The organism is Enterobacter sp. SES19 (assembly GCF_011765665.1).
GTDB classification, from domain to species: domain Bacteria; phylum Pseudomonadota; class Gammaproteobacteria; order Enterobacterales; family Enterobacteriaceae; genus Enterobacter; species Enterobacter pseudoroggenkampii.
Genome location: NZ_CP050320.1, coordinates 2810713 through 2833045, shown reverse-complemented (window position 1 = coordinate 2833045; position 22333 = coordinate 2810713). Strand labels below are relative to the sequence as shown.

The 22333-nt window shown below is 42.1% G+C and carries 30 protein-coding genes and 2 pseudogenes; 29 read left to right on the top strand and 3 right to left on the bottom strand.

Annotation, left to right across the window (positions count from 1 at the left end; translation table 11 throughout):
* Positions 1–87 precede the first annotated feature (87 nt).
* The 27 genes and pseudogenes from GXP72_RS13515 (at position 88) to GXP72_RS13380 (ending at position 17017) form a co-directional block, all read left to right on the top strand.
* Positions 88–876, top strand: a complete 789-nt coding sequence (locus tag GXP72_RS13515; RefSeq protein WP_048991413.1) for an Appr-1-p processing protein — start codon at positions 88–90, stop codon at positions 874–876.
* A gap of 87 nt (positions 877–963) precedes the next feature.
* Positions 964–1365 (top strand): hypothetical protein, encoded by a 402-nt coding sequence (locus GXP72_RS13510; protein ID WP_024907040.1) that lies wholly within the window; start codon positions 964–966, stop codon positions 1363–1365.
* 79 nt (positions 1366–1444) lie between these two features.
* Positions 1445–2039 (top strand): annotated as a pseudogene (locus GXP72_RS13500) (RHS repeat-associated core domain-containing protein); the annotation flags it as partial.
* A 283-nt stretch (positions 2040–2322) separates the two neighbouring features.
* On the top strand, positions 2323–2793 hold the full coding sequence (locus tag GXP72_RS13495) for an Imm26 family immunity protein (protein ID WP_208762989.1): 471 nt from the start codon (positions 2323–2325) through the stop codon (positions 2791–2793).
* Positions 2794–2834: 41 nt separating this feature from the next.
* A complete protein-coding gene (locus GXP72_RS22680; RefSeq protein ID WP_267216337.1) occupies positions 2835–3056 on the top strand; it encodes a DUF6386 family protein in 222 nt (73 codons plus the stop codon).
* 213 nt (positions 3057–3269) lie between these two features.
* Entirely contained in the window at positions 3270–3722 is a 453-nt protein-coding gene (locus GXP72_RS13490; RefSeq protein WP_208762988.1) for a hypothetical protein, read from the top strand.
* Positions 3723–3994: 272 nt separating this feature from the next.
* Positions 3995–4192, top strand: coding sequence for a hypothetical protein (locus GXP72_RS13485; RefSeq protein ID WP_023292191.1), 198 nt, complete (start codon positions 3995–3997; stop codon positions 4190–4192).
* Positions 4193–4322: 130 nt separating this feature from the next.
* Positions 4323–5521: pseudogene (locus tag GXP72_RS13475) on the top strand (RHS repeat-associated core domain-containing protein); the annotation flags it as partial.
* A complete protein-coding gene (locus tag GXP72_RS13470; protein ID WP_208762987.1) occupies positions 5521–6522 on the top strand; it encodes a hypothetical protein in 1002 nt (333 codons plus the stop codon). The pseudogene GXP72_RS13475 and the gene GXP72_RS13470, both read left to right, overlap by 1 nt.
* Positions 6523–6778: 256 nt before the next feature.
* On the top strand, positions 6779–7048 hold the full coding sequence (locus GXP72_RS13465; protein WP_155267927.1) for a hypothetical protein: 270 nt from the start codon (positions 6779–6781) through the stop codon (positions 7046–7048).
* Positions 7049–7056: 8 nt separating this feature from the next.
* Positions 7057–7575, top strand: a complete 519-nt coding sequence (locus GXP72_RS13460; protein WP_024907047.1) for a hypothetical protein — start codon at positions 7057–7059, stop codon at positions 7573–7575.
* 136 nt (positions 7576–7711) lie between these two features.
* The gene (locus GXP72_RS13455; protein WP_048990655.1) at positions 7712–8182 is read left to right on the top strand and encodes a hypothetical protein; all 471 of its coding nucleotides are present in this window, start codon (positions 7712–7714) and stop codon (positions 8180–8182) included.
* 92 nt (positions 8183–8274) lie between these two features.
* Entirely contained in the window at positions 8275–8718 is a 444-nt protein-coding gene (locus tag GXP72_RS13450) for a DUF6386 family protein (RefSeq protein ID WP_148769127.1), read from the top strand.
* Positions 8719–8940: 222 nt separating this feature from the next.
* Positions 8941–9207 (top strand): hypothetical protein, encoded by a 267-nt coding sequence (locus tag GXP72_RS13445; protein ID WP_061714946.1) that lies wholly within the window; start codon positions 8941–8943, stop codon positions 9205–9207.
* A gap of 240 nt (positions 9208–9447) precedes the next feature.
* Positions 9448–9804, top strand: coding sequence for a hypothetical protein (locus tag GXP72_RS13440; protein ID WP_073961520.1), 357 nt, complete (start codon positions 9448–9450; stop codon positions 9802–9804).
* Positions 9805–10029: 225 nt separating this feature from the next.
* The gene (locus tag GXP72_RS13435; RefSeq protein ID WP_023292198.1) at positions 10030–10386 is read left to right on the top strand and encodes a hypothetical protein; all 357 of its coding nucleotides are present in this window, start codon (positions 10030–10032) and stop codon (positions 10384–10386) included.
* 552 nt (positions 10387–10938) lie between these two features.
* Positions 10939–11370 (top strand): immunity 26/phosphotriesterase HocA family protein, encoded by a 432-nt coding sequence (locus tag GXP72_RS13430; protein WP_024907053.1) that lies wholly within the window; start codon positions 10939–10941, stop codon positions 11368–11370.
* A 132-nt stretch (positions 11371–11502) separates the two neighbouring features.
* Complete coding sequence (locus tag GXP72_RS13425) at positions 11503–11955, top strand: SMI1/KNR4 family protein (protein WP_348273149.1); 453 nt, start codon at positions 11503–11505, stop codon at positions 11953–11955.
* A gap of 64 nt (positions 11956–12019) precedes the next feature.
* Complete coding sequence (locus tag GXP72_RS13420; protein ID WP_071994458.1) at positions 12020–12340, top strand: hypothetical protein; 321 nt, start codon at positions 12020–12022, stop codon at positions 12338–12340.
* 630 nt (positions 12341–12970) lie between these two features.
* Positions 12971–13453 (top strand): competence protein ComJ, encoded by a 483-nt coding sequence (gene comJ, locus GXP72_RS13415; protein ID WP_048990650.1) that lies wholly within the window; start codon positions 12971–12973, stop codon positions 13451–13453.
* Positions 13454–13864: 411 nt separating this feature from the next.
* The gene (locus tag GXP72_RS13410; protein WP_024907056.1) at positions 13865–14269 is read left to right on the top strand and encodes a hypothetical protein; all 405 of its coding nucleotides are present in this window, start codon (positions 13865–13867) and stop codon (positions 14267–14269) included.
* A gap of 173 nt (positions 14270–14442) precedes the next feature.
* The gene (locus tag GXP72_RS13405; RefSeq protein WP_024907057.1) at positions 14443–14688 is read left to right on the top strand and encodes a hypothetical protein; all 246 of its coding nucleotides are present in this window, start codon (positions 14443–14445) and stop codon (positions 14686–14688) included.
* Positions 14689–14832: 144 nt separating this feature from the next.
* On the top strand, positions 14833–15315 hold the full coding sequence (locus tag GXP72_RS13400; protein WP_024907058.1) for a hypothetical protein: 483 nt from the start codon (positions 14833–14835) through the stop codon (positions 15313–15315).
* A gap of 26 nt (positions 15316–15341) precedes the next feature.
* Positions 15342–15818, top strand: coding sequence for a hypothetical protein (locus GXP72_RS13395; protein ID WP_061714950.1), 477 nt, complete (start codon positions 15342–15344; stop codon positions 15816–15818).
* Between the two features lie 43 nt (positions 15819–15861).
* A complete protein-coding gene (locus GXP72_RS13390; RefSeq protein ID WP_047958859.1) occupies positions 15862–16242 on the top strand; it encodes a hypothetical protein in 381 nt (126 codons plus the stop codon).
* 16 nt (positions 16243–16258) lie between these two features.
* Positions 16259–16624, top strand: a complete 366-nt coding sequence (locus tag GXP72_RS13385) for a hypothetical protein (protein ID WP_024907060.1) — start codon at positions 16259–16261, stop codon at positions 16622–16624.
* Between the two features lie 99 nt (positions 16625–16723).
* A complete protein-coding gene (locus tag GXP72_RS13380; RefSeq protein ID WP_024907061.1) occupies positions 16724–17017 on the top strand; it encodes a YciI family protein in 294 nt (97 codons plus the stop codon).
* A 53-nt stretch (positions 17018–17070) separates the two neighbouring features.
* On the opposite strand, the gene ychF is transcribed toward GXP72_RS13380, so the two are convergent.
* On the bottom strand, positions 17071–18162 hold the full coding sequence (ychF, locus tag GXP72_RS13375; protein ID WP_090421008.1) for a redox-regulated ATPase YchF: 1092 nt from the start codon (positions 18160–18162) through the stop codon (positions 17071–17073).
* A 126-nt stretch (positions 18163–18288) separates the two neighbouring features.
* Positions 18289–18873 carry an aminoacyl-tRNA hydrolase gene (pth, locus tag GXP72_RS13370; protein ID WP_023336005.1) on the bottom strand — a complete coding sequence of 195 codons (585 nt, stop codon included), beginning with the start codon at positions 18871–18873 and terminating at the stop codon, positions 18289–18291.
* Positions 18874–19147: 274 nt separating this feature from the next.
* Here pth and ychH point away from each other — a divergent pair, with 274 nt between their 5' ends.
* Together ychH and GXP72_RS13360 are read left to right on the top strand one after the other, a co-directional pair.
* Complete coding sequence (gene ychH / locus GXP72_RS13365; protein ID WP_024907062.1) at positions 19148–19423, top strand: stress-induced protein YchH; 276 nt, start codon at positions 19148–19150, stop codon at positions 19421–19423.
* A 120-nt stretch (positions 19424–19543) separates the two neighbouring features.
* Complete coding sequence (locus GXP72_RS13360; protein WP_090421005.1) at positions 19544–20602, top strand: MerR family transcriptional regulator; 1059 nt, start codon at positions 19544–19546, stop codon at positions 20600–20602.
* Here the strand turns inward: GXP72_RS13360 and dauA are convergent.
* A complete protein-coding gene (gene dauA, locus GXP72_RS13355) occupies positions 20588–22267 on the bottom strand; it encodes a C4-dicarboxylic acid transporter DauA (protein ID WP_090421002.1) in 1680 nt (559 codons plus the stop codon). The genes GXP72_RS13360 and dauA overlap by 15 nt on opposite strands.
* Positions 22268–22333 lie beyond the last annotated feature (66 nt).

The window sequence follows — 22333 nt, the reverse complement described above, 5'->3', positions numbered from 1 at the left end:
GCCATTTTGTTGACATAGATGTTACTGGCCTGGATGTAATTGAACCCCGGAAAAATACATTCTTTATCTTAAACACAAAAGATCTTGATGTCTCCGAAAGAATTGTTAAAAGTGCGAGGAGTTGTGGTTGATGTGAAAAAATACTATAAAGGTAACGTTGATTTTATTGCAGGTGAAGGAATTATTCTCAATGAATTCATAGGGGAGGTGGCCACACGACAAATAAATATTATAGATGGCGATTGTTATGCATCTTCCTCTTTGCTAGATAAAAACGAGAAAGTTGGTTTTCTGCTGTATGATGGTAAAAAAAGCGATCTGGACTTAAGTGATACTGAAGAAATTTCGAATGAGGAATTTGAAACTTTCTGGAAAACATCAACGAGTTCATTGCAAGAAAAAAAACAAATAAAGCTCTTGTCTGGAAATGCTGTGGAACCTTTGAAAAAATCCATAGTTATTGCTCACATTGTGAATAATAAAGGGAAATGGGGTAAAGGCTTTGTTTTGTCTCTTTCAAATAAATATCCTTCTGCAAAGGAATACTATCTCAATAGCTTCAATGGAAATAACACCCCAGAATTAGGTACGGTTGATTTTGTCTTGGTTGATGCTAAAGAACAGATATTTATTGCTAATATGTATGCACAAGATGGTATTAAGAAAAATGTCAATGACAAAAATCAATACGTATGTTATGCATCCCTGGAAGTTTGTCTTGAAAAGTTATCTGACTTTGCTTTAGTAAATCGCCTTTCAGTACAAATGCCAAGAATAGGCGCTGGCCTCGGTGGAGGTGATTGGGATGTTATAGAGTCATTGATACTTAAAAAGATTTGCTATAAGATGATCGATTGCAATGTAATAATTTTATAATATAAAATGATAATTTAATAATGCATTTTATTGAATTAGATTGTTGCTTAGAAAAGGATTTTTAATTAAAAGGACAGGCGCTTGAGTATGAAAATATCTATAACAAATACTATTGAAAAAGGAAACGAGTTACACGACAGCCAAAAATACGCCGAGGCTTTAGAACAATACCAAAAGGCCTGGCAAGCTCTTCCTGAACCAAAGTCCGAATCAGAATTTGCCAACTGGATCTCTGCATGCATGTACAGCGCATATTTTGATCTTGCGGATTACGTTGAGGCAAAGAAATGGGGAGAGACGGCTTTACGGACACGTGGATCGGATATAGACACTGCACCGTTAATCGACTTGGGTATGGTCTGTTACGAGTTGAATCAATTCAATGAAGCGTATAAATATTTTAACGATGCTTATAACTACGGCAAAGAGCGTGCTTTTCAGGATAGACCTAAAAAATATCTTGAGTTCTATCTGCGTAAGAAGGCGTAAGAACAGTAATTTATACCATTCAAAACAAATCAAACGTTAAACAAGAAGTTCATTACGTCGCCATCTTTAACGATGTAATCTTTATCGATGGGACAACTTTACCGGCAATGCCCAGCGCCCGTCGCCGCGCCGCTGGTCCCGCCGCCTGGAGTACGATTATCGCAATAACCTGGTGCGGGAAGAACGGGACGATAACCCGTTTAACTGGAACCGCTGGCAGTACGACAGCGCCGGGGCCTGCTCGCTCAGGACGGCTCGCTGCCCGGTCAGGAGCAGTGGCACTGGGATGCGGCTGGTAACCCGTTAGAGGGCGCTGGAAAGAAGACTGCCCATAACCGGGTCACGCAACTGAACGGTATTCAGTGGCGTTATGACATCCACGGCCGTACCGTAGAGAAGGATAACGGCCAGATCCGCTGGCACTACCGGTACGACGGCGAACACCGCCTGGGGCAAGCTGCTGCGGGAGAGCGAGACGCAGGGATCAGGATATTCCCAGAACGAGCGGATGCAGGGGCAACACCTGCATTGTGAGAGAGTTGCACGACAATCTGTTCAGGTATTACGACCCGGACTGCGGACGGTTTACGCATCAGGACCCGATAGGGCTGGCGGGGGGATAAATCTTTACCAGTATGCGCCGAATGCGCTGGGGGGATCCTATAGGTTTAACCGCTTGCAAAAATGGAAGCCCTAAACGGTCAGTGAGAAACATGTCATTTGCTGACTGGATTAAAAGAAAGGCAAAAGGTGGGAATAATACCCATGTGTATTTAGGATTTAGAATCACTGAAGAAGGCTAAATCGCGGTCATGCACGGAGCATAGAATAAGCAGTTATTCACAATAATTCCCATTTTGAAAATTCTATCAATAGCATAAGTCCTACAAGAAAGTTATACTCGGATGCTGTTTTGTGGGGTGGAAACTGGCTTAAAAACAATGGGTTTAATGTAAAATGGCCTACAGACTTACAGTAGTGTCAGGAAATGAAAAGCAAAAAAAGTGGCCAAAAGAAGGCGATGTTTTTTACTTCCAGTTAAATGATGATCGATTAGGCTATGGTATGGTCGCCCTGGGTAAAATAGATGTCGGCCCATTCAAAAATACTATAGTTATATATATATATGACTATTTTACTTCTTCGCTTCAAGAAGATGCTGTATTGGCAAAAGATAATTTGCTATTGCCACCAATTATTACTGATAATTCATGTTGGAAAAACGGTTCTTTCGTAACGTTTAAAACTATCGAAACGAGCGAAGTGGATATTTTACCACAGCATTATTTTAAAAATCCTGTCAGAAATAAAATATATGATCAGCATGGAGTGCCAATTGAATCGCCGACTGAGAATATACCAGTCGGTGAAGAGTCGATTCAATTCTATAAAAGCATTATAAAATCTATAGAAAGCTTTGTTAACTAATAGGCTAGACCGGGGAGGTATTTCCGGCCTTTGCTTACGCAATGAGAAAAATCATAAGCATACAAACAGATACTACCACTTTAGTTATTTATGATTTGATATCATTAAAGCATAGAATAAATGGAGACGTAGATTGGTGGAGTCTTCCAGAAGATGAAGTAGAAGAGGTAAATAAAGGGAATGTATTATTTCTCAATCTTGGGGATGATGGCGCCTATAAAGTCAATATTAAAAAAACTTACCTAAAAACATGTTTAGAATGAGTGACGGAAAACACTTCCAGAAAGCGAACAGACAATTATATTATAAAATGAATAATGACCCATCATATAGAGCTTCCCTTGAGGAAAAATTCCCGGGCATATTTGAAAAGGTTTCACCAGGTAAGCGTGGCGCGCTCCTAAGAACAGCTCCAACAGGTTCTGGTTGGGGAAACAACTAGGCATCATCATGAGCGAGTTGGTGGGTTGTTACAATTGGTTGATTGGCCAGATCATAACTCAAGGCATCTGGATTATGACCCGAAAGGATATGGTGGAAGAAAAACTTGGGGGGGGCTCGATGCAGATAATTGTGAGGGTATAATGAATACATATACATCTATAGATGAATTAATAGCAAGTCTTTCTCAGTTAGAGCCTGGTGAATGGATTTATACTAATATAAACACATGGGAAGCACGGCCTGAAGATACTCACTTCTTTTATATTTCTTGGGATTATATCCAAAGTTTGGAGGATGACGAAATATACCTTGATGAAGAGGGTCTGGAAATGCCCTTAGCAGTAGAAACTTTTTCTTTGAAAGGATGGATGTTAGTCAGTTCTTTGAACTATATGGTGAAGAATAAAAATAGTGGAGGTCATGGGAATAAATGGTTTATCGATGAGGTGAATTATTATAGGGAAAATGACACATATAGAACATGATTTTAATAATGATGAGCAGTTCGCTTAATTAAGCAACCAATTCGAAATGCCTTGACAAAAGCCCACGCTCTGTCGTTTCTGGAATGCGGGGCGGAAAAGCTCCAATAGTGCATGATACACAGTGGAGCGGGAAAAATAGATCTTATGTCCTACACCAGAGAACCCCTATCCAACATGGAGGCGGTATTTATGATGATTGATAATCAAGTAATCGTTACAACAAAATATCACCTTGACATTCTAGATCGTGCTTATCATTTTTGAGGTATAATATGCAAAGACAAGTGCTTATCGAACTAATAAGGAAAATCCAACACAGCGAAGGGACAGAAGAAGAAGCTGATAATGACATCGACCTCCTTTGTAGAAGTGTCGCAGATCCTCAGGCAGCTAATTATATTTATTATGAAGAACTTAGCGCAGAAGAAATTGCGGATAAAATTATAAGTTATAAACCACTTCAATTATAAGTAGTATTCGGGGGGCGCAATGAGTCCCCCATATTGAAAAAAACCATCCCAAAGCTTGGTTTTTTTTCATTCAAAACAAATCAAACGTTAAACAAGAAGTTCATTACGTCGCCATCTTTAACGATGTAATCTTTATCGATGGGACAACTTTACCGGCAATGCCCAGCGCCCGTCGCCGCGCCGCTGGTCCCGCCGCCTGGAGTACGATTATCGCAATAACCTGGTGCGGGAAGAACGGGACGATAACCCGTTTAACTGGAACCGCTGGCAGTACGACAGCGCCGGGGCCTGCTCGCTCAGGACGGCTCGCTGCCCGGTCAGGAGCAGTGGCACTGGGATGCGGCTGGTAACCCGTTAGAGGGCGCTGGAAAGAAGACTGCCCATAACCGGGTCACGCAACTGAACGGTATTCAGTGGCGTTATGACATCCACGGCCGTACCGTAGAGAAGGATAACGGCCAGATCCGCTGGCACTACCGGTACGACGGCGAACACCGCCTGACGGAGGTTATCAGCCAGCCGCGGGATCGCAACAGGCCGCAGATGCAGGTCAGCTTCCGCTACGACCCGCTCGGACCACGCATCAGCAAAATGCGACGCCAAATGCAAGGCGGACAGCTAACCGGCAAGCCGGTTTGTCTGGGAAGGGTTCCGTCTGCTGCAGGAGCTGCACGGAGACGTGCCTCTGACCTATGTCTACAGCGACCAGGACAGCTACGACCCGCTGGCGCGAATTGACGGCGTGGAAGCGCCGGGGATCTTCTGGTTCCACTGCCAGTCCAACGGCACGCCAGAGCGGATGACGGATATCGAAGGGCAGGTGCGCTGGGAAGGGGTGAACAGCGCCTGGGGCAAGTTGTTGCGGGAAAGCGAGACGCAGGGATCAGGATATTCCCAGAACCTGCGGATGCAGGGTCAACACCTGCATTGTGAGATGGTTGCACGACAATCTGTTCCGGTATTACGACCCGGACTGCGGACGGTTTACGCAGAAGGACCCGATAGGGCTGGCGGGGGAGATAAATCTTTACCTGTATGGTGCAAATAGTCTTACGCGAATAGACCTTCTGGGATTAAAACAAGAGGAAGTTATACGCTATACGAGTAAAGATGAAGCGATTGCATCAGCTTCTGAGCGTGGTGATAAAGGTGGATTGGTCCCAAATAATCGAGGTGATAAAGCCATATGGGTAAATCATGATAGCCGACCAGGATTTAACCCTGGATAAAAATATCCTTCCTCGTTTTAATGATAAAATCACTTCATTCCAGATTGAAAAGAAAGATGCTAAAGGTAATTGGAAGAAATGTGGTAAGAGGATTACGTAATGATTTTTGAAATGTTTATACATAAAATTGAACACTTCACTAATGCGAGAGCAGAGATTGAAAGTTTTGGAAAATATATCTATGTTCAGGATGAACCGGACCTATTCCCCGTTTGTTTTAAAAAAGAAAATGGGAAGCATGTAGAGTTGAGTCGTTGGCAAACTTGCTTTCCTAAAGTTATGTTTCAGCGTGCGTTAAACAAGTTAGGCCTAAGTGAAGATGGTAAGTATGCATTTGAAGTTTTCCTTTCTCGATTAGGTTATCTTTTTCAAATAGATAACCGACAGCGTATAGATAAAGATATCTTTATCTTGTTTTATATCTATCAACTGTTTTCTTTAAAAGATAACGAAGAAGATTACGCTATAAAAGCAAAAAGCTTTTTTTTAAGATTTTTGTGTTTTGAAATGGGCATGGATGATGACTCTTATAATTTGCTATGCATTACTAAAGATGGGATTTGTATAAATACTTCTCAGCATGGTAATGTCTCAATATTGTCTTTGCTTGAGCAATTTTATGTACAATTTGAAAAAAAGAAAAACTTTGAAGATATTAAGTCTATAAAACATTATCAATTATCAGTGCTGAATTTTTTGTTTGTTGCGAACAACGATAGAAGTTCCCTGTTTTTTAATGATAAAAACTGCTACCTTTGCGATCCTGATAGTTTTATTAATACTTATGAGAAATCTAAAAAAACAATTTATAGAGCCTTGGAACATTGTTTTGACAAGTATCAATCCACGAAGAATTTACTAATATCAAATTTCATTCTAATGAATTATTCGTATTATATTGTTAGAAATAATTTGGCTGATCTCAAAACTTTAAGAAGACATGTTTCTTCAGATATGTTTAGACAAATAATTTCCTCAATAATGTACAGAGTTTTTTTTGTGAATGAAGACGAGATATTTAAGGTGGTTGGCAATGAATATGACATCAGCCTTGAAAAAAATGAAGGTCGAATGCTTTTTAATTTAATATATTCGATTTAAGGCATTAATGTTAGATCACTGTCGGGGGGCATTAGGTTTTGAATGTTCAAACCGCTGTAGAGCCCTCGATTCTTGAAGGCCAAACCATGGCAGGACAATAGATTTACGGTTTGCTCGTTGTAAGTTGAAAACTTGGTATCTCTCATACCGTGCCTTGGCGGATGCCTCTATTAATTGTGCGGATTATTTTCTTAACCAGAGGATTCTTTATTGGAAAAAATAATTTGTTATTTCCGCCAAGTATTACGGATAATTCATGTGGGAAAAGGGTCATTTTGTAACTTTTAAAAATATCTACATGAGCGAGGCAAATGTATTCTCCTTTAAAGTCCCTAAGCGGATGGCGGATTTAAAAGAAGAAAGTGCAATACCTCAGGTTGGTTATCGTACTAATCCGTTACATCAAGAGGGATTAATTCCTAAGCGTGTGGATCCGACAACGCCAGTTAGATCGTATGAATTACCATCAATATGGGCAGAATGGCTTGACGAAGTAGCGATTCCAGTCTCGGGGAGTGTAAAATAGGTTATTATATGAATATTAATAAAGATGAAGAACTCCTTGTGATAATAAAGAACGAAGGAAGATTTTATTGGTTCGTGGCCTTTAAAGAAATGTGGGTTTTAGACAGAGCAAAATGGGTAGAAGATTTTGTGAGAAGTGGGATGGAAATAAACCTACAGGATATTCATAAGGAAAGATATAACATACCAGTTGTAAATGAAGAAAACGCAAAGATATTCATTGATGGTTTAATTAAAGATGCTTATTTATATAATAAGGATGATATAGCTGAGGAGTTTTATAATAGGCTTTCGCAAAAAACCACCTGGTGGGATATATATGATCTAATGCCAGATTTGTTTATAGACTTTGATAATAAAAGACTATATTCCCAATATGTCGAAAGTATGCATTATCACAAATATGTTCCTGATGATTGGCAAGGTGAACTTGTAGATTTCTGCAGTGATGGATCGTTACCTCAAGATGAAATGTTATGGATAAAAAATGAGACAGATCATAGGAGCATTGTAATCACTAAAGGGTAAAAATATATTTCCAACATACCATTTTTTTGAGTGTGCAATGGTAGATGCATCATGTTAATCTTTAACCATTGCGCTGAATTGTGAAGGAGATGGAATTTACTATAATTTAATTCTTTTTCCGAATGGATGGGTATAAATGATTGATTTTAATGCTGATATTTTATCAGGGAGAGCGCTAGGTAACGTGTTTTTGGGTGAAAATATAAGTAAATATATGAATGAGTTATATACCGGGTTTAAGGTAAATTACTTTGATTATTTTTTGCCTGATGATGAGAAAAGGCTTGCATATATTGTAGATGACACTATCACAATCGCTACCCTTGAAGATGGAACGATCATTTCGATTGGTTGTAATGTAAGCTATAAGGGGAGGTATAATAACATATTACAACCAGGTCAAACGATGAGGCAAATAATCGACTTGACTAATAAACAACGCATTTTTAATGGTTTCATTATTATAAATGACGACTTTGGTTTTTCATTTGAGTTGCCAGCACCTTATGATGAAATCGCAGATAGCATTGCACATGTTCCACTGGATCTCGTTCTTAATGAAATCCGTGTAGCTGATTACTCTGACTGGAATCCTCAAAAAATATAACGCTGAAATGTGAGTTGGGATTGATACTACAGATTATAACTTGACATAATAGTGTTTTTAATTATTTCATAAAAGATTAAGTATTGAAAATTATGCATGCAATAATACATTTCCAAACAAATACAGCAACAATTGTGATTTATGATTTAATGTCACTAAAACATAGACTTAACGATGATGTAGATTGGTGGAGCCTTCCAGAAGATGAAGTTGAAGAAATAAATAAAGGTAATGTGTTATTTCTCAATCTTGGAGATGATGGAACCTATAAAGTCCATATTAAAAGAGATGTTGATGAATGTACCGGGTCGCTATTTTTAAACGTACCTTCTGGAAAGGTTTTCATTGGGGCGGGAGAAGATGTCACTGGCGGAGATCTTGAGCCTGACGACTCAGATGCCATTTCAGGTGAGTTTATTACTTTAGAACCTGGTAGTTACGAAGTTAAATATAAAAAGCAAGATTCAAATATTCTAATTTCCTTTGCAAAAGCAACGATTATTGAAAACTCATTAGAAGAGGGAGTTTATCTTTGAATGAAAAAATAGAATAATACAAGTAGTTCATCACATAGTCATTTTTAACAATTTTCTTTTTCCTTCTGCACGCACCTTGCTTGCTTTTTTGCACTTTGCTTACTCTTAACCTCTATAATCGGTCATTATACTCGTGACGAATAACCCCAACCTCAGGATAGCCCCCGTAGTTGCTGACCACCCGCAGCGAGTACGACCTCCTCGGGCTTCTGCATCGCCGGGATGTTTTACCCGCCAACGAGCCGCCAGGTGCTGGGCGGACAGCCCGCCGGTAAGCTGGTGACCACCTGGTTTGTCCGGGAAGGGTTCAGCCTGCTGAAGGAACTGCATGGAGACGTGACGCTGACCTACGTCTACACTGATTTGAGAGATATAGTTTTGCGAGGTAACACAGGACTTGATGCTCATCAAGCGGGGCAAAAAGCTACTATGAAAGATCTTGTAGAAGGTTATGACCCTAAAACTGGCCCGTCAATTTTAGTACCTTAAGAAAGCCATACTATATCAAAAGAAGGTGTCGGTATTGTTTCACGAAGAAAATTAATCCTTCAACTGGCTAACCATTTGCTAATGCGAGGGAACTGCTTGCTAGAGACATCTTAGAATTAAGGCGAGTTTATCAAGACATTGCAAACAGCGTTCTTCAGGAATTAATCGCAAAAAATAAAGCAATGTATCCTGAAATGAGAAAATCAAAACCTAAAGGTAAAAGTAATTATAGGAGATAATGTGAATAAAGATGAGTTAGTTGTGAGATCATTACTTGCCGAGCTTTTAGGCGATACGCTAAATTATTATATTGATAATTTATCTGATTTATCCAAGTCAAATGGTGATGAAGATCCTTATTCGCGGGCAAGAAGTGTAATTCATAAACTATCCCCAGAAGAACAGGAGAAAATTTTCAATTTCCTTAGGTTGGTCATTGTAGATACAACTTCTACTGTTCTCGGAACAATCGATGGTTCACGTTTCCCTCCAAATATTGATGGGGATTTTAAACTTGAATATGACGGTGATGAAATACAAGGCTCCTTACAAGATGAATTAATTTCAAGATCTGAAGAGCTTGGTGTTTATAAATAAAGATTCTATCAATCTTTAACCATTGCGCTGAATATATAGAACATTGATAAGAAAAATTGGTTTTTTTATTCCATTTTTTATTATGCAATTAATGGCTGGTTAGTTTCAGGAAAGAAACAATAATTGCCCTTATTAATAATTACAACTAATTCCTCAATAAATGCGAACCTAATGGAGATAATATTTATCTTAATATAGAATTTATTCATTTATAGGTAAGCCGATATGGAAAAGCAAGATTTAATTGATCAGTTAAATGAAGTTGAAAAGATTATACACACGTCTTTACCTTCTGAATATAAGCGCTTTATGATTGAGAACGTCAAAGATAGCTACTCTTATGAAATTCAACGAGCAAATGGTGGCCAGCTTTATGTTTTCAATTGTTTTGACTTGCTTGAAAGAAATAATACATACACAATTCAATCGGTGGAGCCTGACGTTTTATTGATTGGTCAAGATGGTGATTTGGGATACTTTTTGAATTTGCGTAAAGGTACTGATGAGATTTATTCTTTAGATCTTGGAGCGTTAGGAAGTCTGGACATGGATAAAGAAAGTAATAGCATATTTAGGCTATAATGTTTGATTTATTAATCATCTAGTTCAGAACATTGAAAAATCCTCGTCAAATCGTGAATTTTTTTTCAAAACAAATCAAATAGTAAAAAGTAGTTTATCAAATCGCAATTTTTAATGATATAATCTTCCCCTTCCACACCCGCGTTCCACCGCTGGTCTCTCTGCCTGGATTACGATTGCCGCAATAACCTGGTGTGGGAAGAGCGGGACGATAACCCTTCACGATGAAAAGAATATTATCTATGGAGGACGTGGGGAAGCTCCAGCTCGTTTGAATAGCCATGCGAATACACCGGGTAAATCACATTTGCAACAGTTGATTATATTTGATAATAATTTGACCAAAACGGAAATTAAATTCCTGGTACAAAGGATTATGGTTCTTAATGGTGGAGCTAAGTCAGTGATCTCCTTAAAAAATCTCATAAATAAAATCAGATCATTTAGTCCTTATAACCTAAATGCTAGCACATAGGATATTGCGGGTCGTAACAGTGATTGGGGTGGAAAAGTATTGAAAGATGCGTTATCAATTCTGAAAGGTAATAGCTTATGAAAGTAAAATACAAAGAGGGTGACATCTTTGTCATTCCGATGAGTAATGGGAAATTTGCGATTTGCCAGATTGTATTTGCTCCAAAAGAAAAGTTTAAGCAAGCAATAGGTTTCTGCATTTTATCAATACAGAATACGGAGGAGCTTGAAGATAACAGTTCACTGAGACCTTTATCTTTTGAAAAGTTTGGCAAAGAGATGAAGGTTGTTTTCACTGGCAATCAGAATATTAGCAAAGGCATTTGGAAAATTATTGGCCACGCTAATCTGACTGAAGAAAAAAAAGAATTAAAAATATTTAATTATGCTGGCGGCTTATATGATGGGGAGGACGAAATCAGGCGTTTATCTGTTGCTGAATATCCAAATTACACAACAATGGGGGTTTCAGGCTTTGAGCTTGTCGACAATGTTCTGATAAATATTTGATCATCAGGGGAGGCGGGCTTCCTAAGCTAATTTTCATACAGCAACAGCTCATAAACACCTTAAATAAATTCGCGATTTTTTTGATCATCTGGCCAAATAATATATGAATCATTTCAGTAACTGTGAAAAAAGATTGGACGTGCAGATATTGCTAAAAATGAAGAAGAATTATCTATTATTCTTCCTGATGATTTCATTTCACATTATCTGCAATTTAATGGTGGCACTCCTGAGAAAAGTTGGTGGGCCGATGATGAAGATTTTGAACCAGTAGAGGTGGCTGGGTTTAAACCGTTTATTTATAATAGTCAGACAAATGATGACCCTAGGTCTTTAATTGATGGTTGCTATGTCAGCATGTTGGATAGGCAAGTGATCCCAAAAAACCTTTTTCCCTTCGCAAATGATTGGGGAGGGAATTTCTTCTGTCTGGATTTAGATAATTACTCAATTGTATACTTTGCTACAGATTCTTTTGATGAGTATTTGACTATGCAAGAGAATCATATAAAACTTCAAAGATATCTGACAAATTCATTTTCCATCTTTGTTAATGGATTGGTAACAGAAGAAGATCTTTCATAAGAAGCCATTGAATGTTAGCAATATATTCACTACAATTAATAAGGGTAAATGTAAATTGAATAAGATGCCAGATAATTCAATTGTTGTTATTGATGTGGCTGGGACTAGTATAAAAATACGTGTTTTGGGAAGTGGTTTAATTAAAAAAATGCAGGCGATAGGTTTTTCATTAAAAGATGAGTTTATGGTTATACCTGTAATTGACGAACAGAATAAACAAAGAATAATAAGACTGTTAGTTGACGAAGGTGCTCTTTTTTTATTTGGACATGGTTGGTATCCATCTGAAGTAATAGAGTATTATAAAGAACAAAACATCAAATTTGGTAAATATAAAATTATTTACTGGAGTAATAGAAATACATACCATATAGAGGAGAGATAATCCCTCATAAAATAAATTCTGAAGAGCACTAATCAACCATTCAGATAATCTTCAAAGTACAGGAAGAAAAAATACTTTTGTTTTACCGGCTGAAGGCGTTTTTTTACTTAAAATTGAAAAAGTCAAAGGAAGTAAATGTTGTCTGTAGCTTCACAGTTCATACCCTGAATACCACCAGGGTCGTGTTCAACAGCTGCATGCTGAAAATAGAGTTATTAATTACGACAAGATTGATATTTTCTCAGAGGAACTATGATAAATTTGCAATCTTATAATGAAGCATTGGATTTTCTGGAATTATTTTTTCAAAAATATATTCTTGATTATAATTGCCTCCAGGATATGCAATCTATTTTAGAGGGTTGTCGAAAAGAAAAAACGGTTTCTATTCGATCTATAGACTCATGCTTTATGGTATATAGACGAAAGACTCAAGATTATAGAGTCATTGCTCATGAGGAACAGGAGATATGGAGGCAGTTGTTCAATATATGGCAATAAATTTTTATAATCAAAACTGGCAAGAGATGACGGATATCAAAGAGCAGTAATTGTGGTGCATGTTGTAATATTGGTAACATTTTTATCAGAGCAGTCAGGTGTAACGAGAATAAAAATCGAGGTAAGGTAATGAACAATAAAAACATACAAATAGTTAATCTACTGATTTCGCATAGTCAAATATTGTTACGATCCCGAGACTATGATGAGAAACTGAGTCAGTGGGGGAAAGGAAATATTTCACAAGGTGCTGTGCTTCATAAGGATTATGTCATATTTGATCCATTGCCAGATGATGCATTTGGCGCAAACGTGAATATTAAAGTAGAACAATCTTTCAATTTAGATGATAATTCTCAGCGCTGCATCGTTGTGCCATTTTTTGTTACGGAACAACATAAATTACAAGTCGCTTCAGCAACTGAAAAATTTGATTTAAGCTTAGGATTAAATGATAAAACTTATTCACTGTTTTATGAAGTTTGTGAAGGAGATGAAATTTATTATAATTTCACGCTCGTACCGACAAAAGAAACTGTTGCAGCTAAGTTTTTGCTAGACGATCCCTGGGGTGGAATAAAAAATCATCCTCTTAAAGAAGGTGTTTTTTAAATTTAAAGCTAACCAAAGAAGATTAATTTATAAAGAATCAGACGTAAAGAAGGCGATCATTATGTCGCCATCTTTAACGATGCAATTTTTCCCTTCCGCACGCAGGGCTGTTGAGCGCATGCGATGAATTCTACCGTCTCGATCGCTCATTGCCGCGTATTGACGGCGATGATGCACCGGCAGGGTTGCACGACAATCAGTTTCGGTATTTTTTGAACTGGCCGATTACTCTGAGGTACAGAAATGAAGAGAGATGACAGCGCGGTCGCGTGGATCAGATATAGACACTGCACTTTCAATAGACTCCTTTACAAGGTGACTCGTGGTCGTGGGAGTCTTCTTTTGACGCATGAAGGAACATGAAATCATTCTGAAAGGACTTCTAAGAGGCTACGTTGAGGCGAATTTACCATGATAAATGATGATGACCTTATTGAGTATGCGCGAGAAAAAATTCCGGATGAATATAGTTCTTCTCTAAATAAAAAGAATAATCTTCAATGTGCATCATTTATAAACAATACTCAAGATGAGTTGCGAATAATGAAAGCGCATAAAAATAATACAAAACTTACAGGGTTGAAGGTAGAAGGTCTTGATGAATTAATTATTGCTCTTGAAAACTATGATGAAGAAACTGTCTTAGTAATTAATATCCTAACTAAGTCATTTTCCTTTAAAATTTATTCAGATAAAAACAATGCTCTACTGGGTGTTATAATCCTAAAATTAAAAAAGAAAACCAACGAAGAAATTCGATTTGGGCGAGATGTTCTTGGCATTACGACTCCTCCTCCTGACATAGAAAATGATTAGTTTTTATTGCTTAAACTGGTGTACAAACCAACCAGAATCTCCATGCGTAGCGTTCCAGTATCAATTAACGCTTGCATACATGACTCCTTTGTTAAATGGAAACACTGTTTTAGGCGCAACCAAAAGTTGGATGTACTAAAATAAATCGAAATAAGAGCTCAGAGAAGCCTGTCATGAATTACGATTCATATAACGAAGTACTCGATTACCTCATTGTTTTTTTCAACGAAAGAGTGAATTCATCAATTTATTTAGAAAAAATAATGACTTTGATTGAAGGATCTCGCTCTGAAAAAACGGTGATGATAAGAGCTATTTATGAAACATACATGCAGTATGTAAAACAAAATAAAGATGGCATAAAAGTTATCGCTGGGGAAAAAGAAATGTGGATTGACTTATTGCACCATTGGCAATAAGACTTTATTGCTATGTGGATATTATTGTAAATGTTATAACAAATGTGATTTTACACGGAAAATTATCGTCATATAGTTGTTATCATATTAAGTCGACTATATCATTAAGATCTTGTTAGACAGTCAAAAGTAAAGCAGGGGAACATGATTGAATTCAATTTAAATCCGATTACCGGTGATCTGACATTTGATGATCTTCCTTTGGGAATTGATACTGAAGAAGGATTTTGTAAGAGTGGATTATACCACGAATTAAACAAGCGAAAAGCTGTAAATAAAACCATGCCGAATCACTACCTTGTTGACTCAGTAGCGTTTTTCGACAAAGAATTTCAAGTTACTATACGCCCGTTGTGCTATGGTTTTCCTTTTATGCTTCATCTTGTTGATAAAAACAGTCAGTATTATAACGCATTAAATGACTGGAATGCGCGAGCTAATATTCACATGCTAAATGAATCAGTGAAAAGCTTATCTGATTGGCTAAAAGAATCACTCAATCTGGACACGCCTGATACCACGGAAACAGACATGATTAGGTGGCGCTTTGAATGGGGGCGGGTTTCTGTCTCATATGAGATAAAATCATTTAATCACGGGATATATTTAACCTGGAATATAATGTAGTCACTTCCAGACAAGGTGGTTTAGATATGTTAGAAATGAATTTTGATGTTAATAGTGGCTTTGTGGCTATTAACAATTACCCCCTCGAGTTAAAGGATGTTGAGACTTTTAAAAACTCCGAATTTTACATGTTATTCTCTCCGTTGAATACAATAGGCTCTTATTATTTCTCTATTGATAATATCGATTGGAAAGATCAAACTTTCATATTAGAACTGAGGCCTTCTGTGTTTTCTTTTTCTCCTTGCATATTCCTTACCAGTAAGAATGGGAATTTTTATAAAACTTTATGGGATTGGGATAAAAGAGCCAATTTGCGTAATTTATCTGAAGAAGAACAGCGCTTGACAGCATGGGTTGATAGTGAAATAACCTCACGCCCTAAACTTAAAATTAGTACGCCTCCATACGGAACTCAGTGGCATCATGAGTGGGGAAGCATTATTGTACAGTCTAATGAGAAAAGCTTCGACTGTGGAATTTATATCGAATGGAATGTTTGACTGAATGACATTATTGATTAATAAAATTAAAAGGTTATAGAAAATGAGAATAACTAATCGACTGAAAAAGAAGGTACTAGTCCTGGATGGCATAGATAATGACTTTTTAGATTCTGGCGCAGAAATAGCATGCCCTGAATGCGAGGGAGTAATAATCTATTCTATCGTAAACTCATATGAATTTGACTCGCTCTCTGAAGAGGTGAAAGATTTTTTTGTTAAGAAAATGAGAGGTGTGAAGTTTGTTAGTGAACATAAGAAGTATATCTACGATGAAAGCCAATTATATGTTTCGAAAAACACTTGTTCAAAGTGTGTAAAGGAATTTTCTACTGTATTAACGTATAAAGAAGTGCAGCCAGCACGATACCGGGTATATCTTGTGGGGCTTTTTGAAGGTGATTTGAAACAGATCAAACTTTAAAAGTTGAGGTTTACCGATGATTGAAAATCTCATTTGTATTAAAGAAAATGACCTGCTTCAGTGGGCGTGTGCTGAACGTAACATACGGGTTAGGATGCCATTTTTAGACTCTGCAATGGTCGACTCAACACGCCAGTTAGTCTTTGCGTTAAGCGAACCAAAGCCATTACCAACTATTTTGACCATCTTCAGTGCTCAGGGCGAAAAACTATTCTGGTCTGCACCTCCTGAAGGCGCTATTTTCTATTACTTAACTTTCAACCAGTCAAAGGAAGTAATTGTGGCCTGTAGCTATGTGGTAAAGCAAAACGGCTGGCATGACTGGTTCTATTCGTGGAATAGGAAGAATAACGCGTTGTCTCGATCGGGCCCTGCATATTAAGATCAAATGTGCCCAAAATGATAACGATACCCGATGGCAACAGAGGAACTGCATAAACAATTCCAACAAACGGCTAAAAACACAGCTGAGAGGCAAAGGATGAGCACGGTTTATATTGTCATTTTAACCTATATCAAACCACTCGAAGAGATTGACGCAGCAATACCTGCGCATGTCGAGTGGCTAAAAAAAGGGTATGCAGAGGGAATTTTCCTCGCATCCGGAAAACGGGTGCCGAGAATCGGTGGGGTCATTCTCGCGAAATGTGAGAGTCTTGCCTCTCTTGAAGAGCGATTACGCGAGGATCCTTTTCAGAGGTTAAAGCTCGCGACGGCTGAAATCATTCCTTTTGAACCCAGCATGAAAACAGAACTCTTAGACAATGTCTTTTGACCCCGCAATAAAAAAACCACGCCAGGGCGTGGTTTTTTTTCATTCAAGACGACTCAGACGTTGAACAGGAAGTTCATCACATCGCCATCTTTAACGATGTATTCTTTCCCTTCCGCACGCATCTTGCCGGCTTCCTTCGCGCCTTGCTCACCCTTGTAGGTGATGAAATCTTCAAACGCGATGGTCTGCGCACGAATAAAGCCTTTCTCGAAGTCGGTGTGGATTTTACCCGCAGCCTGAGGCGCAGTTGCACCCACTGGAATGGTCCAGGCACGCACTTCTTTCACGCCAGCGGTGAAGTAGGTCTGCAGGTTGAGCAGGGCATAACCAGCACGGATAACGCGATTCAGCCCGGGCTCTTCCAGGCCCAGTTCTGCCATAAACTCATCACGCTCTTCGTCATCCAGTTCGGCGATATCGGCTTCTACTGCGGCACAAACCGGAACCACGACAGAACCTTCTTTCTCGGCGATAGCACGCACCTGATCGAGGTACGGGTTATTTTCAAAACCGTCTTCGTTCACGTTGGCAATGTACATGGTTGGCTTCAGCGTCAGGAAGCTCAGGTAGCGGATGAGCTCTTTCTCGTCTTTGCTCAGATCCAGAGAACGCAGCATGCCCGCGTTTTCCAGCTGTGGCAGACATTTTTCCAGCACCGCCAACTCGGCTTTGGAATCTTTATCGCCACCTTTGGCTTTCTTGGAGATACGGTGGATCGCACGCTCGCAGGTATCAAGATCCGACAGCGCCAGCTCGGTGTTGATGACATCAATATCTTCAGCCGGGTTTACTTTACCCGCTACGTGAATGATGTTGTCGTTCTCGAAGCAGCGTACAACGTGGCCGATTGCTTCGGTCTCACGGATGTTGGTCAGGAACTGGTTACCCAGGCCTTCACCTTTGGATGCGCCTTTTACCAGGCCCGCGATGTCCACGAACTCCATGGTGGTCGGCAGAATACGCTGCGGCTTCACGATTTCCGCGAGCTGATCCAGGCGCGGGTCAGGCATTGGCACCACGCCAGTGTTAGGTTCGATGGTACAGAACGGGAAGTTCGCCGCTTCGATACCCGCTTTGGTAAGCGCGTTAAACAGGGTGGATTTGCCCACGTTTGGCAGACCGACGATACCGCATTTGAATCCCATTTCTAAATCACCTTAATATCTTGATAATCAATCCGTTAACGATAACCGATTGATGAAAAGTAAATAACTACGCCTATTATACACGTAACCCGCATCACGCGCGGTAAAAAAGCCGTACTGGATGGATTATTGCGCTTTAAAAGCGTGCAAGCGGTTTGTCGCTTTGGTTAAGCCATCTTTCAGCCAGATTTCGGTGCAGCGCGCCGCTTCGTCTACCGCCTCGTCTATCAGTTTCTGCTCTGAAACCGGGGGCTTACCTAGCACAAAACCGACAACTTTGTTTTTATCGCCCGGATGGCCGATTCCCACGCGCAAACGGTGGAAATTTGGGTTATTGCCCAGCTTGCTGATGATGTCTTTAAGACCGTTGTGGCCGCCGTGCCCGCCGCCCAGTTTGAATTTTGCTACGCCAGGCGGGAGATCCAGCTCATCGTGAGCCACCAGAATTTCATCCGGGTTGATGCGATAAAACGTTGCCATTGCCGCCACGGCTTTACCGCTCAGGTTCATAAAGGTGGTAGGCACCAGTAAACGAACATCCGCGCCAGCAAGGTTGATACGTGAGGTATATCCGAAGAATTTAGGTTCTTCACGCAGGGGAGCACGTAACCGCTCGGCCAGCAGATCGACATACCATGCCCCGGCATTGTGGCGGGTAGCCGCATATTCTGCGCCCGGGTTGGCGAGGCCGACAATCAGTTTAATCGTCACGATTCAATTCCTAATGGGTTCCAGATCTGGCGCGTAGTTTACTGTCTGGCGCGCCGCTTGACAAAATTCTGCGATCGTCGAAGCGAAATACGAATAATTTCTGATTTGAACAATTAGAATTTCAAGCTGTTCAAAGTGTTATTTGTAAACTTTTGTTTGGGAGTTATCTGTAATTGTGATCATTCACGCAACTCATAAAAGGGGCGTTGTCTATACTTTACACACAAGGATTAGGGGCTTTTCCCCTGACAACCCAAAGTTCCGGAGGTGACACATGAAACGCAAAAACGCTTCGTTACTCGGTAACGTGCTGATGGGGTTGGGGCTGTTCGTGATGGTAGCCGGCGTGGGTTATTCAATTTTAAACCAGCTGCCGCAGCTTGATCTCCCGCAATACTTTGCGCATGGCGCGATATTGAGCATCTTCATTGGTGCAGTGTTGTGGCTGGCGGGAGCACGCGTGAGTGGCCATGAGGAAGTGTGTGACAAATACTGGTGGGTGCGTCACTACGACAAACGCTGTCGTCGCGATCAGCATAAGCACAGCTGACGCTACGTTAAAGAATACCGAAACGGCTCCTGAGGGAGTCGTTTTTTTTGCATCAAGGGTTGACCCTCACGTAACGTAAGGCTCCAGAGTAGCGGCACTGGCAAAGTAAAAGGAGCAGTTATGTTGATTCAGGTGGGTGAGCTGGCGAAACGGGCCGGGATCACCGTACGCACATTGCATCACTATGAGCAAACAGGGTTGTTGCTGCCTTCTGCCAGAAGCGCGGCAGGTTATCGGCTTTACAACCTGGCGGATGTCCAGCGTCTGCACATGATTCAGGCGCTGGCAAAAGCGGGGCTGGAACTTGCTGAAATCAGGGATTTCCTGGAACAGGAGTCGCTGTCGTTAACCGAGTTACTCGATGCGCAAATCACGCTGCTGGATAAACAGCTGCGCAGCATACATACGCTGCGCGACCGGCTGGTGGAGCTGCGGACCGGGCTTCTCGACGATGCGACGCCGGATCTGGAATCCTGGCTACAGACTCTGGAGTTAATGAATATGTACGATCGCTGGTTTAGCAAAGAAGAGTTACAGCAGCTCCCGTTTGCGGTGCAGAAGGATGCGCTGGCGGCTATCTGGTCAGGGCTGGTTGCAGAGGCAAACACGCTGTTGAAACAGCACCTACCCTTTACGGACCCGCGGGCCATGGACCTGGCGACGCGCTGGATGGAACGCCTGGAGCAGGATACGGCGGGCAAGCCGGAATTTCTCACCCGGCTGAACGAAATGCATAGCGTTGAACCGCAGATGCAGGTGCAGACCGGTATCACGCCGGAGATGACGGATTACATCACGCGCGCGTTTGCGGAATCAAAGCTCAACATATGGGAGAAGTATCTCACTGCCGAAGAGATGGCCTTTACCCGGGCACACTACTTTGACCGCATGATGGAGTGGCCGCCGCTGGTGGCAAAACTGCATCAGGCGCAGCGGGAAAATATCGACCCCGCCTCTGACGATGCGCAAAAGCTGGCTGAAAACTGGCTGACATTGTTCCAGTCTTACGCGGGCACCAGCCCGGAGACTCAGCAAAAGTTTCGCACGGCCATGCAGCAGGAGCCGCATCTGATGAAAGGAACCTGGATGACGCCTGCCGTGCTTGCTTGGCTCCAGCAGGCGATCGGGGTGATGATGCAAAGACGTTTCTCTGCACCAGGTGGCTCACAGATCCGCTAATGCGGCTTCACGGTTAGGATAAAAGGCAAGGCGACCAGGGATCGGCTGCACGCCCGCCCGCGCCATGGTGCGCAGTGGCTGAAACTCCAGGTTACTCACCCGCAGTTCACAGCCTTCCGGCAGACGTGCAACAAAGCGCTGGAAGGCATCCAGGCCGCCTGCATCCAGCACCGGTACGGCATCCCATTTCAGCACCACAACCCGTTTGCCCGCGATGCGGGACTCCAGATCGCTGAACAGACCTTCCGCCGCGGCGAAGAACAGCGGGCCAATCACGCGCAGCACCAGCACATCGTCAGGCACCTCCACGTTAACCGGGGAAAGGCGCGTCATTTGCGCAATGCGGCGCATAAACAGCAAAGAAGCCAGCACGATCCCGACGCTGATGGCGATAACCATATCGAACAGCACGGTCAGCGACATGCAGATCAGCATCACGATGATGTCGTCTTTCGGCGCGCGACGCAGCAGGTTCACCACCTTATGCGCCTCACTCATGTTCCAGGCCACCATCAGCAGCAGGGCGGCCATGGCGGAAAGCGGTAGCCAGGAGAGCAGCGGGGCGAGGATCAGCAGGGCGAGGATCACCAGCACGGAGTGGATAACCGCCGAAACGGGTGAGGTTGCCCCCGCGCGCACGTTTGCAGCTGAACGGGCGATGGCTGCCGTTGCGGTAATACCGCCGAAGAACGGCGCGACAAGGTTGCCTAATCCCTGGCCGACCAGCTCGCTGTTAGCTTTGTGCTTGGTGCCGGTCATCCCGTCCAGAACGACGGCGCAGAGCAGGGATTCAATCGCCCCCAGCATTGCCATAGAGAACGCTGCGGGAAGCAGGGCGCGCAGGGAATCCCAGCTTAGGGTAAAGCTGGAGCCGGGCATATCCCACGGCAGCACCAGCTGCGGCAACAGCTGTGGAATGCCGCTACCCTGCGAGCCGTCCGCCAGAACATAGTGGAACTGCGAGCCGATAGTCGCGACGTGACCACCGAACATATTGACGATAGCCATCACCGCGCAGCCCAGCAGCAGCGCGGGCAGGTGGCCCGGCAGACGGATCCCCAGACGGGGCCAGACGATCAGCGTACCCAGCGTCACAATCCCAATGGCGGCATCGCCCAGGTTGGCCGTCGGCAGCGCCATAAACAGGGCCCCCACTTTTTGCAGGTAGTGTTCCGGTACGTGGGGCATCTGCAGGCCGAGGAAATCCTTAATCTGCATGGTTCCGATGGTGATCCCAATCCCCGAAGTGAACCCCAGCGTCACGGAAAGGGGGATGTACTCGATCAGCCGCCCAAAGCGGGCCAGGCCAAACAGAATTAAAAAGACCCCGGACATCAGGGTGGCGACCAGCAGGCCTGCCAGACCAAACTGTTGCGAAACGGGGTAGAGGATCACCACAAAGGCGGCGGTCGGGCCGGAGACGCTAAAGCGCGAGCCGCCCGTCAGGGCAATGACTATCCCGGCAACGGCCGAGGTGTACAGACCGTACTGCGGCGCAACGCCACTGCCAATCGCCAGCGCCATCGCCAGCGGGATGGCAATAATGCCTACGGTGATCCCGGCAATCAGGTCACGCACAAAGCGTGAGGAGGTGTACTTCTCTTTCCAGCAGGCGTCGATGAGGGCGCGAAAGGGCAGAACATGTGAGGAGGTTACGTTTTTCACAATTATCTATCATCCGTATGCGCATCATCTGTCATGTGAATGGCAGGTGAAGGAGGCATTAATCAT